Below are 16314 nucleotides of genomic sequence, written 5' to 3' on the forward strand. Positions count from 1 at the left end.
TACGCCCCCTAATTGGGCGGATTAACAGGTAAGCGAATGGTAAAAGTAGAACCAACACCCTCCTGACTTTTTACTGAAATATTGCCGCCCATCATGAGGCAAAAACGCTGGCTGATTGCCAGTCCCAAACCGGTGCCACCGTACTTGCGGGTGGTGGAAGCGTCGGCTTGGGTAAAGGGTTGGAAAATGTGCTGCAACTGGTCGGGAGTCATCCCAATTCCTGTATCTGTACAATTAACAACTAAAAATTCTTTACTAGCAATTGAAGATTGAGAACTTGCCGCAGGTTCAGAAGTGTTTTCTTGTTTTGCTTCGCTGCTGTCGCGCGCAAATTTTTCTCGGCTGGCTGTGAGGGTAATTGTACCGTTTTGAGTGAATTTGGCGGCATTGCTCAGCAAATTTAATAAAATCTGCTGCACTTTGGTAATGTCACCGTGCATCGTGCCGATATTCGTAATTTGATCCAAGTTTAGAGTGTTGCCGTTTTTCTCAATTAGCGGCGTGGCAGTAGATGCTACTTCTTCAATCAAGGCGGCGATGTCGAAGGTTTCTAAGTAAAGATCCATGCGGCCGGCTTCGATTTTAGAAATGTCGAGAATGTCGTTAATTAGCGATAGCAAGTGTCGGCCGGAAGTGCGAATTTTGTCTAAATCTGGGGTGAGTTCATCGTAACCCAATTCTGCGGTTTCTTCTTGGAGCATTTCGCTGTAGCCGATGATGGCATTCAGAGGTGTTCGCAGTTCGTGGCTCATGTTTGCCAAAAAGGCGCTTTTTGCGGTGGAAGCTGCTTCGGCTGCTTCTAGGGCGAGTTGCAAGGCGGATTCAAAGACTTTTCGATCGCTAATATCCTCGACGCTGCCTTCATAATAAAGTACCTCGCCGTTGGCGTCGCACACTGCACGCGCGCTTTCGGAAATCCAAATTACCTTGCCGTCAACGCGGTAAACTTGTGACTCAAACCCCGAAACTTCTCCGAATTCTTCCATCACCTGCATAAACTTGTCGCCCTGCTGAGGATTGACGTAAGCTTGCTGTCTGATGTTTGTGAGATTTGATGTTAATTCTTCGGGAGTGGCGTAGCCATAGATGCGGGCTAAAGCTGGATTTACGCTCAAGAAGTGGCCTTGAGGGGTTCTTTGAAAAATGCCTTCGACGGCATTTTCAAAGATGCTACGATATTTTTGTTCTGCTTGACGCAAAGCGCTTTGTGTACGATCGCGCTCGCTGGCTTCGATCGCCAATGATACCAAATCTGCCAGGGAAGCAGCAAAATTTTGTTCTTCTAATGTCCAGTTGCGAGTAGTTCCCACTTGTTCGATACAGATGACTCCCACTGTTTGTCCTCCCAGTCGCACCGGCGCATCTAAGGTTGATGTAGTACCCACTTTTGCAAAGTAAGATTCGGCAAATTCTCTGGTTCTAATATCTGAGAGAGCGTCCTCGGCTGCGATCGTCCGGTGTTCTTCCAAAGCTTGAAAATAAGCTGGATAGTCTGCTGCTGCGAGTTCATTACCTTGGGAATGCTGGTGGTTGCTGCGCCTAAATTGGTCGAGACATTGCAGTTTCGATCGACTCTCATCGTATAGCCACGCGCCAGCTTTTTCTGTCTGTAGGGTATGAGCTGCTGCTTCGGTGATTTGCCTCAAAGCTACTTGCAAATCGCCTCGATACAGCGCTTTATTTCTTGCCAATTCTACCAAAACCGTATTTTGTTTGAGCAATTGTTTTTGCCTGTGGCGTCGCGCTGATTCGGCTCGCTTCTGTTCGGTAATGTCGCGGGCTACCACAATGACGGATTCTGCTGAAAGCGGTGAAATGCTGGCTGCAAAACAAACTTCGCGGTCGCTAATGGTTAAATCGTACTCGATGCTGACAGTTTGCTGAGTATCTAAAGCTGCTCGGATGTGCTTGAGAAAATTGTCTGATGTAGCTTGCGGAAACACATCTGTGACTGTTTTGCCAACTAATTCTTCGATTGGTTTGTAGAGCAGAGAAAGATTTGTGGGCGCGATTTTTAAATAGCGACCGCTGGCGTCGAAAACTATAATTAATTCATTCATAGCTGCAAACAAAGCCCGCAATTCCGCTTCTGCCGCTTCGAGTTCGGCAGTCCGCTCTGCTACTCGCTGTTCTAAACTAGAGTTGGTTTGTTCTAGGGCAACAAAAGACGATCGCAATTGTCGCGCCATTTGGTTGAAAGAGTGAGCTAGGAGACCCAGTTCTTTGACTCCTTGAACTTCGACTTCGCCGTTTAATTCTGCGGAGGTGAAGCCGGATGATTCGGACATTTTTGTTAAAGCTTTGGAAGCTTGTAGCAATCGGGTAATCGGTTTGACAACCCAGCGAGAGGTGAAAATTCCGAGTCCGATCGCCAGTACGAAGGCAAAAAAGCACAATAAGATAGTTGTGCGAGTGTTGGCGTTAATTTGCTTCATAAAGTCGGCTTCCGGGATGGCGACTACAATCAGCCAATCGAGGCCGCGACCGTCTTGCAGGGGAACAACGGTAATGAATTGACGTTTGCCGTCTATCTCGAAGGTAAACTGTCCTTTGCTGTCAATTTCTTCAAAACTACCAAATCGTTTTTGCAAGTATGTGGAAGACGATCGAATTAGCAAATTTTTGCTCCTAGTCGCCAACAGCCGTTTTTGTCCGTCTTTGTCGGTGACAAAGGGCAATTCGTCTGTGGAACTGGCGACTATTTCCCCGCTGCGTTCGATCGCAAAAACTTGTCCCGACGGGCTAATTTTGATGCTTTTGAGAAAATCGCTGATTTGAGAAAGAGTCAGGTCAATTGCCAATACCCCCTGCAGGCTGCCCGTTTGGCTGTAGATGGGCATCACCGGCGTAATGCCGAGCACTGGCGGTGCTGCGAAGGTGTAGATAGGAGACCAAGTGGCTTTGCCTGACTGTTTGGCAGCTTTGTACCACGGTCTAGTACGGGGGTCATAGGGGACGGTTTTGATTAGCTCAGTGCGATTTCCTTGGCTATCTAGGCGATAAATTTGGCGGTTTGGAGCCGTTGATTCGTCTCTGATGTATACTAAGTGTTCTGCTTCTCGCTTGAGCAATAGGAATCTGCCCTGTTCGTCGCCGTAGTAGATGGTTGTATTTCGATCGCTCAGCTTGGTCTGGTTCCACAAATAGCGCTCTAAGTTGGGGAAGTCTTGCGGATCTAAGTTGCCAGATGTGATCGCAGCAGTATTCATTTGCAGGAATAAATGAGACACATCCCCAAAATTGCGGAAATTTTCTTTCGTCCTCGCTGCAACTTCCAAGCTTAACCTCGTAGCAAGGTCATTGACAGCTTTCTGGCCGTTGCGAAACGAAAGCCATCCAGTCACGCCGACTGCTACGGAGATTTGCACCACCAGCGGTATCAACAAAACTAGGCTTAGTGACATCTTGGGCGAGCTTTTCATCACACAAATGCTCAGACTTTTCAATAACATCAATATTTTGACACCTACCAGGTTTGCGTATCCTTTGTCGCTTAAAAGAGATCCTCGATATAAGTTACAAGGTTGTACACAAATAGTGAAGTGCAGTGGTCGGCAAGTCAAAACAGGGCTGAGGTTTCCACCGCTACTGTAAAAACTTGTAACATTAATCATGCCACTACTTGCCTGAATGTGGCGATCGCTCTGGGGACTCGCTGTCAAAACGTCACACCCGGTAAAAAAAGCAATTTTATGCCCGTGATCCACACCCTGCTTGTCATCAGTCATTGCCAATTATTCAATTTTTTAATCTAAACTTTTAAATCTAAAATAAGCTCAATTTCTCCGGGTGGGCATTGTCTTCCTTACGCCGGGTTAATAAATATTTAATTTTAATTTTTTCTACCGTGCAAGGACAAATGTAAATTCTGTGACAATCTGGTGTTGAAAAATTTGCTATTAATAAGATAAGCCGCCAAAATCCCGCTCGACTACAAAGAGGATAATTGAAGCATCTGCATTTCATCAACGCCAGCCAAGTAAAGCGTTGTTGGCTTTTTTGGACGATGTACATTTTGGCAAAATAATACTTCTGGAGGATGACATGAACTATACATTTGAACTCCTGGGCGTATCTCCAACTTTAACGTTTTTCAACCAGCAGCAGGAATTGCTGCAACAACAGCAGCCGTCCGGTGTAGAATACTTGGCAAACCGAAAGTGCACTCTCGATGCGTTTGTGGCATCCGTAGAGACAGTTTCTCCTAACCGCGGCTGGGATGTCGATCGAGTTGTAGACACCGTGATTAGTTTCTGGATGAACAACTCCGATAGCATCCAGTATTGGAGACACAGGCTGCAGGATGCCGGCAGCGAAAACTTGTTAGTAGCCAGAGTAGGCGATATCAAGTCTTTGCAAGCTGCATTTGAATCGCTGCTAGGGGAATAAGAAAATCGGGAATTGCGAAAAAGTCGATCGACTTTTTCGCTAAAACTGATATCTTCCGCCATTCTCAATCATCCTTTCATGGCGGGCGAGGAGCAACGGTTTAAAATAAAATTTATCTGTTGTGGAACAGGCATCTTTCCTGTTCTTGAGAATAGTGCAAGATATAAGTAAAATCCAGTCAACTGTCTATTTTCAATTTCCAATTCTCAATTCCCAAATATTATGTCTCGTTCCAAAGCCCTGCAATCTTATATTTTTCTCCGCTTGCTTCTGGCACCGCTAATGTTGTGGACAATCACCACAGCAGTATTTTTATTGTTGCGGGCTACTCCAGGCGACCCCATAGATGCCATTCTCGGCTCACGAGCTCCCGCAGCGGCCAAAGAAGCAATGCGAACTCAACTCGGCCTCGACGCACCCCTGTGGCAGCAATATCTCAAATACATGAAAGACTTGTTGAGCTTCGACTTGGGAACCTCAATCACCACTCGCGGACAAACCGTGTGGCAAATTATCGGAGATTATTTCCCCGCTACAGTGGAATTAGCATTTTGTAGCATGGCCATAGCTTTAATTGTCGGCATCAGTATCGGTTCCCTGGCAGCATCCCGCCCCAACACTATTTTCGATGCTGTCGGCCGTTTGTTTGGCATTATCACTTACTCGCTGCCCGCTTTTTGGGCCGGCATGGTTTTGCAATTAATTTTCGCGGTGCAGTTGGGATGGTTTCCCTTGGGAACTCGCTTTCCCGTCACATTCCCCGCCCCCGAAGGCTACACAGGACTATACACTATTGACAGTCTCCTGAGCGCTAACCCTGGTCAGTTTCTCACATCTTTGCATTATTTAGCACTTCCGAGTTTGACGTTGGGGATTCTTTTGAGCGGCATTTTCGAGCGCATTGTCAGGGTGAATCTCAAGCAAACTTTGCAAGCAGATTATGTCGAAGCAGCTAGAGCTCGCGGCATTCCAGAATTCCAGATTTTATGGGCTCACGCTCTGAAAAATGCACTAATTCCGGTGATTACTGTCTTAGGATTGACTTTTGCTGCACTGTTGGGCGGTGCTATTTTAACAGAGGTTACTTTTTCTTGGCCGGGGTTGGCAAATCGTCTTTACGAAGCGATTAGCTTGCGGGATTATCCAACTGTTCAAGGTATTGTGGTGTTTTTTGCGGCAATTGTCGTAATTGCCAGCATTGTAATTGATATTTTGAACGCTTACGTTGACCCGCGAATTCGGTACTAAAAATATCAAGGAAGAAGGGCAACGGATGCGCGACTGTTGCACTTTCGCCTTTTTCTACCTGTACTTTCTGTCTGCGCGAGATATTGCAGCCAGCGGTGGGCCTGTAGAAGCAGTTGTCAAAAAGATCGATCGGCTTTTAGAGTGACGACACTTGGCAATTTATGGGCAATACTGGAGAAAATAAAATTATACATTTGAGGAAACGCTGATGAGATTATTGCGAACAATCGCCGCTCTATCGGCGGCCTTGACCCCACTGATGGCTGAAGCTGCCTTTAGCCGTCCCATGCCGGGAACAGCCGATTTTCCCAGAGCCTCAAACCCCGATGTAAATGTGCCGGTTTGCTTCATCGAAACCCGAGGCGGCACAACTTTTGATTTAGTCAGCTTGTGTGGCAGCAATGCTGCTCCCCAAAACCCTGCTCCGGTTGCGGGCAACCCCGCCAATGCTCCTGCAAATAACCCCAATGGGGCTGCTCCGCCTCCTCCCCCGAACCCCAACGCCCTCACCAGAGATGCTGTCGGCACGCCGATAACTACTCCTACAGGCACGGCAAATCCCAACAATCCCAACAATGCCAATCCGGGAACTTCGCCCGCAGGTACTCCCAATGCCAATCCGGGAACTTCGCCCGCAGGTACTCCCAATGCCAATCCGGGAACTTCACCGAGTACCAATCCCAATAATCTCAATCCGGGAAGTTCGCCCTATACCACTCCCAATAATCCCAATCTGGGAACTTCGCCGAATACCAATCCCAATAATCTCAATCCGGGAAGTTCACCGAGTACCAATCCCAATAATAGTGCGTCTCCCACGGGTGGAAATGCTGGTGATAGCAACAGCGATTTAGTTCCCAATCCCAATCTCAATCTTCCGAGAGTGCCGCCGAGTTCCTTTAGCCCCGGAGGCCTTGCACCGACTAGAGATGCGATTGATGGCCCCCGCCAATAATCGGCGAAGTGTCAGAACTTTCATCACAGAAACCGGGTTTCTCTAAAACCGTCTCTTTTTCAGGGATTGTTCACCCGCGAGAAAGCCGGAATATTTATTTGCCTGCTTAATATTGATGTCAGGTGTGATCGGCATATTTTGTAGCAGAGTAGCAAAATAAAAGTTAAGCTAAGAACTTGTAGACGCTATTAGCCAAGCACTCTTTTAAAACTGGACAACCAGGTAGAAGCAGTCATCGAAAATTTGGGGTCCCAAACCTCGTCGTTCGAGGACGGCTTTAGTATTTAATTTTAACATTTCACCAAATATATGCTAAAATGTGAGGTATGGAAAAAGCTCACAGTTACCGATTTTACCCAACGCCAGAACAAGAGTCGCTATTGCGGCGTACCGTCGGCTGTGTAAGATTGGTTTACAATAAAGCTCTCCACGAAAGAACTCAAGCATGGTACGAAAGGCAAGAAAGAATAGGATACAGTCAAACTTCCTCAATGTTAACGTCTTGGAAAAAGCAAGAAGAATTAGACTTTTTAAATGAAGTTAGTTGTGTTCCTTTACAGCAAGGCTTGAGACATTTACAAACAGCTTTTACTAATTTCTTTGCTGGTAGTGCTAGGTATCCTAACTTTAAGAAAAAACATCAAGGAGGAAGTGTAGAATTTATCAAGTCTGCTTTTAATTTTAAAAACGGACAAATTTATTTAGCTAAATGTTTAGACCCTTTACCTATTCGATGGTCAAGACAAATACCCTCATATTGTGAACCTAGTACGGTAACGGTTAGATTACATCCATCAGGACGTTGGCATATCTCAATTAGATTTGATGATCCAACTATTAAACCCTTACCTGTTAGCGACAAAGTGATAGGAATTGACTTAGGAATTAGTAGTCTTATGATTACTAGCGACGGGGATAAAGTCGCTAATCCTAAACACTTTAAGAAACATTACCGAAGATTGCGTAAAGTCCAAAAAACTCTTGATCGCAAACAGAAAGGGTCAAAAAATAGAGAAAAAGCAAGAATTAAGGTAGCTAAGGTTCACGCTCAAATAACCGATAGCAGAAAAGACCATTTACATAAGCTAACGACTCAATTAGTTCGTGAAAACCAAACGATTGTAGTTGAGAATTTAGCGGTGAAAAACCTGGTCAAAAATCCCAATTTAGCCCAATCTATATCAGATGTAAGTTGGGGAGAAATAACCCGTCAATTAGCTTACAAATGCCGTTGGTATGGGAGAACCTATATTGAGATAGATAGATGGTTTCCTAGTTCTAAGCGGTGCAGTAATTGTGGGCATATTGCCCGTGAATTGCCGTTAAGTGTTAGAGAATGGGAATGTCCAGAGTGCGGAACTCACCATGACCGTGACATTAACGCGAGTAAAAACATTTTGGCCGCAGGGCTTGCGGTGTCAGTCTGTGGAGCGAGTGTAAGACCCCAACAGAGTAAATCTGTGAAGGCGACTGCTAAGAAACAGAAACCTAAATCGTGAGGTTTAGGAATCCCCGTCGTTCACGGCCGGGAGGATGTCAAGAGCAAAATATTTGTTTTAAATTGCCACAAAATTGCTCTAGAGCCGATCGCACTTGAGGAGGACATAAGAGTGTCAAACTTAGTTCAACGCTTACAAATAACCGCTCATCCGCAACTAGAAAAATCCCTGGGCTATCGAGGAGATAGTCGCTGGGTAGCTTGGCGCTGGGAACCCGACATCGACCAACTTATTTCCAGCGACGGCAAAACAGTCGGCACTGGCAATAATATGGCTTGGCTGGTGTTTTTGCAGCACGATTTAGTCGATCCTGTGGTACAAGAGTACAACCTCGGCGAGGGCGATCGCTACTGGCTGCTTTTAGACACAGAAACTAGAAATCTCTACGTCGGCGAAGGGAAAACTGTTCAAAGTCTGCTCGAACAGCCGGAAAGTTTAGGTTTATTGGCCTGTCTCGATGGCGGGAATGCCGATCGACAAACTGGTGAAAATTGGCAGCAAACGCTATCTCAACTAACAACCAAACCAGTTGTTCGCCACCTGACAAATGCCCTTCCTTTCGGTATCGCCGCCGGTTTGATAGGTGCTTTAGGCATCGGAACCGGATTGTGGGTAGTGCCGGCGGTGCAGCAGAAACTCGCCGAAAAAGCTGCTTTTATTTCCCCAATTAGTTCTGGCGCCAACTGCGGGCTTGGTGGTTCCGACGATTTTTCAGCTTATATCGGTTCCTCAAGCGGAAACAAAGAACTTCATTTAATAGGCGTTTACGAAGCTAACGCGGATCATAAGAACCGAGATTTATCACAAAGGGCGTTAGCGAAGCCCTCGGAGAGGATCGAAGTTAAGGTAGAACGCCGAAACAAACCCATAACTCTCGCACTTTCAGCCTACGAACCGGTGCAATGGAACATTACCGCAGAACCGGGCGCAGTTATCGAAAAAATCATCGTTAACGGATACCACAACCAAACTGTTTCAGGGGTTTCGGGAATTCCAATTGAAGAGCACAGCTACGAAGAAACCGGAGACAATCTCGGCGACTTTATCTACAAGTGGGGTGCTACCCCTGAAAGTAGCAATACTTCTTCCCTCGTGACTAAATTGGAACAGAAAAACCGCACCAGTTTAACTTCTTTTCAAGGATGCTACAGAGGTAAGAACTTTAGTATTAATTGAGAGCAGCAAGAAACCGCGACAAGTTATACAATTTTCGATTTTAGATTTTCGATTTTCGCTTAAAGAATTGGGAATAAGTGATGCGATATGGGTTGAGAAGTTGTTACTGTTCCGTTCTTTTTTTTAACTGTTGTTAAAACCTATCCCCCTAAAATCCAAACCCGCGTCGGCGGGTTTTTTATTGAGAGTTAAATTATTGGCATCTCTATGGTATGATATGCGGTGGCATCATTACCAATTCCCAATTATAACAATACTAATAGATTTCTTATGAAATACTGGTACGAAACCCTCGCTGTAGCGCAGCGAATTTTAATTGAATTGGGAAGGCGACGACGCAGCTTAATCTTGTGGAGTATTTTTCCAGTTTCTATCTTGCTAATTAACGCTTTGATTTTACAAGAACGCGCTAATCTCACCACAGCAAAAGCCTTTGAAACTGCTGCACCTGCAAGCTTAGTAGGAGCGGCTTTATTTTTTAGCTGTCTCGGTGGTAGCGTAGCAACAGTAGTAGCAGAGCGAGAACAGCATACCCTCAAACGCTTGTTTATTTCCCCGCTGAGTGGCACTTCCTACTTTTTAGGAATTTTCCTGGCCCACAGTTGCATCGGCATCGGTCAGGTAATTTTAGTATACACGATCGCCTCTTGTTTAGGAGCACAATTCCAAGGCTCAATCCTGTTAGGATGTGCGATTATTTTACTCAGTATTGTATCTTATGTAGGTGTAGGCTTTATTCTTGGCACCCAGTTTGCGAGGCGCACTGAAGATGTCAACTCCCTAGTAGCAGCTTTCGGCGTCCCCTTATTGATTTTAGGAGGCGCATTTTTACCTACTTCGCTGTTTCCCAAAAGTTTGCTGGAACTCGCCCAGTACAATCCAATTTATCACATGAACGAAGCGCTGATGGGCGTGTGGGCTGACGGCAAAGATTTGGCTGAGATTTCCGAACACTTCTGGTATTTATTCATATTTTCTCTTGCCATGATTGCAGGTGGATGGCTTTCTTACCGCAGGATGCTGAGAGTAGAAAGAAGACTTTAAAACTATCTCATTATGTCGTAATTATTCATCTCTCTCTTCTGGAGACTCTGCGCCCTCTGCGCTCTCTGCGGTTTAATCGTTCAGAAACAACCGTAAATATATAAAATAATACGGAGAATTAAAGCAGTGCTGCAAATTGAAAGGTTAAATAAGTCCTATGGCGAGCGTTCAGTGCTTAAAGATTTAACACTGCACATTCAAGCTGGAGAAATTTACGGTTTACTGGGGCCGAACGGGGCGGGCAAAACTACAACTATCAATATTTTATGCAATTTGCTAAATGCAGACAGCGGTCAAGTTTCTATCAATGGCGAACCTGTTTCTGACTCTACAAAATTGTTAATAGGGGTAGCGCCTCAAGAAAATTTGCTTTACAAAAGCCTTAGCTGCGAAGAAAACCTCAACTTTTTTGCTCAAATTTACGGCTTAGAGCGCAAGCAGCGCCGCTATCAAGTAAGACACTGTTTGAAAGCAGTAAATTTGACAGATAGAGCTACAAGCCCCGTGGAAACTTTGAGCGGAGGAATGCAGCGCCGCTTGAATATTGCGGTAGCATTGGTACACCAGCCTAAATTAGTAATTTTAGATGAACCCACAACGGGTTTAGATATTGAGGCTCGCTATGAAATTTGGGAGTTAATTCAGCGATTGCAATCGGAAGGAATTACAATTTTGCTGACAACTCACTTGTTGGATGAAGCTGAGCGTCTTTGTCAGAAAATCGGGATTCTGAAAAATGGCAGTATTGTCGCTGAGGGCAGTCTAGAAGAGCTGCAAAAACTGATTCCTGCTCAAGAAATTATCGTAGTAAAAACCGACGAAGAAGCTGAAGTCATCGCCCGCGCTAAACAATACAGTTTTATCCCCCGCCGCTACGGTAGCGATTTAGCTTTTTGGCTGCCGGAACGTTTAGAATTAAAAGAGATTATTTTGCTGTTCGATGGGATTTCTATTGATTCAATCGCTCGGTATCCGGTGCGGTTAGAACATATTTATGTCGAAGTAACGAAACAAACTGTATCCTAATCTGCGTTCATCCGCGTACATCCGCCACCATCTGCGGTTAAATTTTCAAAGTAATTCTGTACTTATGGCCAAGATCTGACTTTTCCGACTGACAGAGGCCCCAATCCATGATACAGATAGCAAAAGTAAAGTTACGATGTCTAGATTGTAAAGATATCGTAAACCTTGATGTTGTGTTGCGAAATATTAAATAAAAATATCTTATAAAAGGTATGTCATTAGAATGATACTCTTAGCTTGCCTCTAAATTGTACAAAGCCATTCCAGCGCGAAGCCAGTGAAACCTCACTTCATATCAGGACTACCCCGATCGGGTTCTACTTTACTCGCAGCATTACTCCGGCAAAATCCCCGCTTTCATGCTGCCATGACTTCACCCGTCGGAGGTTTAGTAGATCGAATGTTGGAAGCCATGAGCGAAGATAATGAGTTTTCCGTGTTTATTTCCTTTGAACAAAAACGGGCACTGATTATGAGCATCTTTTCAGCCTATTACCACCCGCAAGCTGAAAAAGAAGTGATTTTCGACACCAATCGCCTTTGGTGCAGCAAATTGCCATTAATTCTGGAACTATTTCCCGAAGCAAAAGTCATCTGCTGCGTCAGGAACATTGCTTGGATTATGGATAGCATTGAGTTACTGATTCGGCGCAATGCCTTTGATGTTTCCAGGTTATTTAATAATCCAGCGGAACGGGCTACAGTTTATAGTCGCACGGAGGCATTAAGTCAAGGTTCCCGTTTAGTGGGTTATGCTTATAACGCTCTTAAAGAAGCATTTTATAGCGAGCAGAGTGGAGCCCTTCTACTGGTAGATTATGATTTATTAACCAAAGGACCGGCTAAAACCATGTCGCTGATTTATCAATTTCTCGGCGAAGAGCCTTTTGAGCATGATTTCGACAATGTTCAATATCAAGAGCCCGAATTTGATAATAAGCTGAAAACACAAGGGTTACATCAAGTGCGTTCTCAAGTCGAGTTTAAACCGAGAAAAACTATTTTACCGCCAGACTTGTTTGAGCGATTTGATGGCTTATCTTTTTGGACAGAGGCAACAAATAGTTGTGCCAGCGCTATTGTCGCGAAGCCACAGTCCGGCAGGGGTTGAAACCCCTGCCTCAAAGCGAAAGTCCTCTTAAGAGGACTGAAAAACTCATTAGTCCTCTTAAGAGGACTTTCGCTATTAGACAGGGAATTCATTCCCTGGCGGACTTGCGGGTTCACTAGCGGACTTGGCGGGCTCACAGCTTAAGTTGACACCAATTGGCACGGTGCCGTGTCCTGACTGTGGGTAATATCAATTCAAATGCCACCGGATTTGAGATTAAGCTTTGATGCGGGGGTTTCAACCCCTGCCGGACTTGAATGTAAACGACAGATATAAAGGATTGCAGCAATTATGAACTCATCAACCGCCCACAAGCAAATTATTTTCGTTGACTCTTCTGTACAGAATTATCAAAACTTGATAGAGGACGCAGATGCTAACGCCAAAATAGTCATTTTAGATGACAAGCGTAGTGGCATTGAACAAATTACCCAAGCACTGGCTAGTGAAAGTGGCATTGAAGCTGTTCATGTAGTTTCTCACGGCAACCAAGGTAGTTTAAAACTCGGTGCAGACGTACTCAATGGGAATGACCTCGAAAATTTCAACACTCAGCTAAAACAGTGGGGAAATGCTCTGACAGAGAACGGAGATATCCTACTTTATGGATGCGATGTAGCCGCCGGAGAAAGTGGCAATAATTTTGTCAAGCGATTGAGTGAACTCACAGGTGCAGATGTCGCAGCCTCTAACGACTTGACGGGAAATGCAGCTAAAGGGGGCGACTGGGATTTAGAAATAGTAACGGGCCAGATTGAGTCGGCCGTGCCGTTTAATCAGGAGGCGATGGAAGATTATGAGTATACACTGGCGAATTTTGATGTCACAGTGGGAACCGATGACGGCACCGGCACTGTAGCAGGCACATTAAGCAAAGCAATTTTAGATGCGAATGCCGCATCAGGGGATGACACCATTACCCTCACCACAGGTGTCAGGTTTACACAGACTCCGAATCAGCTAATCGACAGCAATATTGCTTTTATTGGTGGCGGTTTCATCGTCAGCGGAGATGCCAATAACAATAGCACTAATGATAGGGGTGACGTTCGCCTCTTCTTTGTGAAGTCTGGAACCGTCAGTTTCACCAACATGATTATGAGGGGGGGGCGTGCCCAGGGCGGAGATGGTAGTGGTGGGGGCGCAGGTATGGGGGGTGGCTTGTTTGTTTATAACGGCACAGTCAGCCTGAATTCTGTCACCTTTGATACTAACTCTGCCATTGGCGGAAATGGTATCAGAGGTCGCGGTCACAGAGGTGGCAGCGCTAATTTTGTGCCTGTCAATCCGGCTAATAAGGGTGCCAACGGCAACGGCACCAACGGCACCAACGGCACCAACGGCACCAACGGCACCAACGGCAACGGTGGCAACGGTGGCAACGGTGGCAACGGTGGCAACGGCAACGGCGGCTACGGCGGCGGCGGCAACGGTGGCAACGGCGGCTTGGGCGGCAACGGCTTCGGCGGCTTCGGCGGCTTCGGCGGCAACGGCGGCAACGGCAACGGCGGCTTCGGCGGCTTCGGCCGCAACGGCGGCAACGGCGGCTTGGGCGGCAACGGCAACGGCGGCGGCGGCGGCTTCGGCGGCGGCGGCGGCTACGGCGACGGCGGCGGCGGCGGCAACGGCTACGGATTCGACGGCGGTGGTGGCGGCAACGGCTTGGGCGGCAACGGCGGCTTCGGCGGCGGGGGCGGCAACGGCAACGGCGGCTTCGGCGGGGGCGGCAACAGCAACGCCAACTTCCGCGACGGCAACGGCAACGGCGGCTTGGGCGGCTACGGCGGCGGCTTGGGCGGCTTCGGCTTCGGCGGCGACTTCGGCGGCGGCGGCGGCTTCGGCGGCGCGGGCATGGGGGGTGCAGTATTCATCCGTCAAGGTACTCTCATCCTTAACAGCACCACATTTACCAACAACGCTGCTATAGGCGGTACGGGTGGCACAGGCGGTCAAGGCAAAGGTGGGGCAATTTTTGCCATGCGTTCTCTCACCAACACCAATGGCAACAATCAGGGAATGCCCACCGCGCTACCTACTGTCACGTCATTGGGAGCAACTTTCACCACCAACACCGCAATCAACCACGCTGGCACTCCCGCTGCTTTTACCTCCGCCAACGGTGTCGGCAATAACCAAGACAATAACGATGTTTACGGTACGATTCTTGACGCTCTTGCACCCACAGTCACCAGCATCACCTCAACTTTAACTGACGGCACTTATACTGTCGGTCAAGTCATCCCAATTACGGTAACATTCAGCGAAAACGTCAACGTTGTTGGCACACCACAACTAACTTTAGCCACAGGAGGTGCAGGAACCGCCATCAATTATGCCTCTGGTAGCGGTACTAACACCCTCACCTTCAACTACACCGTAGCCTCCGGCAACACCAGTGCAGACCTAGATTATCTCTCAACAGCAGCCCTCTCCCTCAACGGTGGCACCATTAAAGGTGCTGCTAGCAACGATGCCACAATCACCTTGCCTGCACCCGCAGCAGCTAACTCTTTGGGTGCGAATAAAGCAATAGTAATTGACACTCTTGCACCCACAGTCACTATAAATCAAGCAGCAGCACAAACCGATCCGACTGCCACTTCACCTATCAACTTTACCGTCACATTTAGCGAACCAGTCCAAGGTTTTGATGCCAGCGATATCGACTTAACGGCAAGTACAGCAACAGGAACATTAACACCAACAATCACAGGTAGCGGCCCTGTTTACAACATCGCCGTCAACGGCCAGACAGGTAACGGCAATGTAATTGCCAGCATCAAAGCTAACGGCGTTACTGATACAGCAGGCAATAACAATACTGCCAGTACAAGTACAGATAATACCGTTGCTTATAACAACACCTTCCCCACAGTTACATCTATCAACCGCCTTGCGACATCTCCCACTGCTGCGGCTACTGCTACCTACTCCATTAATTTTTCTGAAGATGTTACCGGTGTTGACGTTTCTGACTTTACTTTAGTCCCAAATGGTGTAACTGGTGCATCCATTGGCATTTTAACTGCTGTTGATGCTAAGACTTACCAACTCGAAGTTAACACAGGTACCGACAGCGGTACAATTGGGTTAAATTTACTTGATGATGACAGCATCAAAAACAGCTTGGGAGTGGCATTAGGCGGTGCAACTGCTGGCAATGGTAACTTAACGGGACAAGTTTATGAGATTGACAAAACTCCGCCGACTGCTAGTTTAAATGCTGTTGCTGATGTGACGGTAGCGGGAGGAACCAGTCAAACTTTGACTGTCACTTTCAGCGATAATAATGTTCTCGATGTTTCAAGCTTGGATAGTTCTGATGTTTTGATAAATGGGTCAGGCGGCGCTATTCCTGCTACGTTTGTCAGTGTCGATACTAATAGTAATGGTACGCCTCGGACAGCCACTTATTCCTTTGTTCCCCCAGGCGGAAGTTGGGATAATACTGACAATGGAATTTACACAGTTAACTTGCAAGGAAGTGAGGTTAAAGATGGACTTGGCAATCTTGCTGTTGCTAGTAGTTTAGGGACTTTTAACGTTAATGTTGCGGCATCGGTTGCGACAGATACACCAACGGGCACAGATACACCAACGGGCACAGCAGGAACATCAACTGGCACAGCGGGAACACCAACGGGTACAGCGGGAACACCAACGGGTACAGATACACCAACCGGCACAGCGGGAACACCAACGGGTACAGATACACCAACGGGTACAGCGGGAACACCAACGGGTACAGATACACCAACCGGCACAGCGGGAACACCAACGGGTACAGATACACCAACGGGTACAGCGGGAACACCAACGGGTACAGATACACCAACCGGCACAGCGGGAACACCAACGGGTACAGA

Annotated in this window: 10 protein-coding genes; 9 read left to right on the top strand and 1 reads right to left on the bottom strand. The window is 46.8% G+C overall.

Translation table 11 applies throughout. The features are described from left to right. Positions 1–8: 8 nt before the first annotated feature. Positions 9–3422, bottom strand: coding sequence for a PAS domain S-box protein (locus QUA34_RS11480; RefSeq protein ID WP_333386675.1), 3414 nt, complete (start codon positions 3420–3422; stop codon positions 9–11). A 622-nt stretch (positions 3423–4044) separates the two neighbouring features. Between QUA34_RS11480 and QUA34_RS11485 the strand changes: the two genes are divergently transcribed. From QUA34_RS11485 to QUA34_RS11525, 9 genes are all read left to right on the top strand, one after another. Next, positions 4045–4389, top strand: coding sequence for a hypothetical protein (locus tag QUA34_RS11485; protein ID WP_333386643.1), 345 nt, complete (start codon positions 4045–4047; stop codon positions 4387–4389). A 222-nt stretch (positions 4390–4611) separates the two neighbouring features. Further along, entirely contained in the window at positions 4612–5637 is a 1026-nt protein-coding gene (locus tag QUA34_RS11490) for an ABC transporter permease (protein ID WP_333325476.1), read from the top strand. Between the two features lie 208 nt (positions 5638–5845). Then, complete coding sequence (locus QUA34_RS11495; RefSeq protein ID WP_333325481.1) at positions 5846–6592, top strand: hypothetical protein; 747 nt, start codon at positions 5846–5848, stop codon at positions 6590–6592. A 326-nt stretch (positions 6593–6918) separates the two neighbouring features. Further along, positions 6919–8091 (top strand): RNA-guided endonuclease TnpB family protein, encoded by a 1173-nt coding sequence (locus QUA34_RS11500; RefSeq protein ID WP_333386646.1) that lies wholly within the window; start codon positions 6919–6921, stop codon positions 8089–8091. Between the two features lie 111 nt (positions 8092–8202). Then, positions 8203–9267 (top strand): hypothetical protein, encoded by a 1065-nt coding sequence (locus tag QUA34_RS11505; RefSeq protein WP_333386649.1) that lies wholly within the window; start codon positions 8203–8205, stop codon positions 9265–9267. Positions 9268–9537: 270 nt separating this feature from the next. Then, positions 9538–10311, top strand: a complete 774-nt coding sequence (locus tag QUA34_RS11510; RefSeq protein WP_333386652.1) for an ABC transporter permease — start codon at positions 9538–9540, stop codon at positions 10309–10311. Positions 10312–10437: 126 nt separating this feature from the next. Continuing rightward, positions 10438–11337 (top strand): ABC transporter ATP-binding protein, encoded by a 900-nt coding sequence (locus tag QUA34_RS11515; protein WP_333386655.1) that lies wholly within the window; start codon positions 10438–10440, stop codon positions 11335–11337. Between the two features lie 277 nt (positions 11338–11614). Beyond that, entirely contained in the window at positions 11615–12448 is an 834-nt protein-coding gene (locus tag QUA34_RS11520; RefSeq protein WP_333386659.1) for a sulfotransferase, read from the top strand. Between the two features lie 291 nt (positions 12449–12739). Next, the coding region (locus QUA34_RS11525; protein WP_333386662.1) for a DUF4347 domain-containing protein at positions 12740–16314 on the top strand (3575 nt) is incomplete at its 3' end.

This window comes from Microcoleus sp. POL10_C6 (assembly GCF_036701585.1).
GTDB lineage: Bacteria > Cyanobacteriota > Cyanobacteriia > Cyanobacteriales > Microcoleaceae > Microcoleus.

Bases quoted from the DNA above. Each gene is read 5' to 3' on its own strand.
- QUA34_RS11480 (WP_333386675.1), bottom strand. From the start codon at position 3,422: ATGAAAAGCTCGCCCAAGATGTCACTAAGCCTAGTTTTGTTGATACCG.
- QUA34_RS11485 (WP_333386643.1), top strand. From the start codon at position 4,045: ATGAACTATACATTTGAACTCCTGGGCGTATCTCCAACTTTAACGTTT.
- QUA34_RS11490 (WP_333325476.1), top strand. From the start codon at position 4,612: ATGTCTCGTTCCAAAGCCCTGCAATCTTATATTTTTCTCCGCTTGCTT.
- QUA34_RS11495 (WP_333325481.1), top strand. From the start codon at position 5,846: ATGAGATTATTGCGAACAATCGCCGCTCTATCGGCGGCCTTGACCCCA.
- QUA34_RS11500 (WP_333386646.1), top strand. From the start codon at position 6,919: ATGGAAAAAGCTCACAGTTACCGATTTTACCCAACGCCAGAACAAGAG.
- QUA34_RS11510 (WP_333386652.1), top strand. From the start codon at position 9,538: ATGAAATACTGGTACGAAACCCTCGCTGTAGCGCAGCGAATTTTAATT.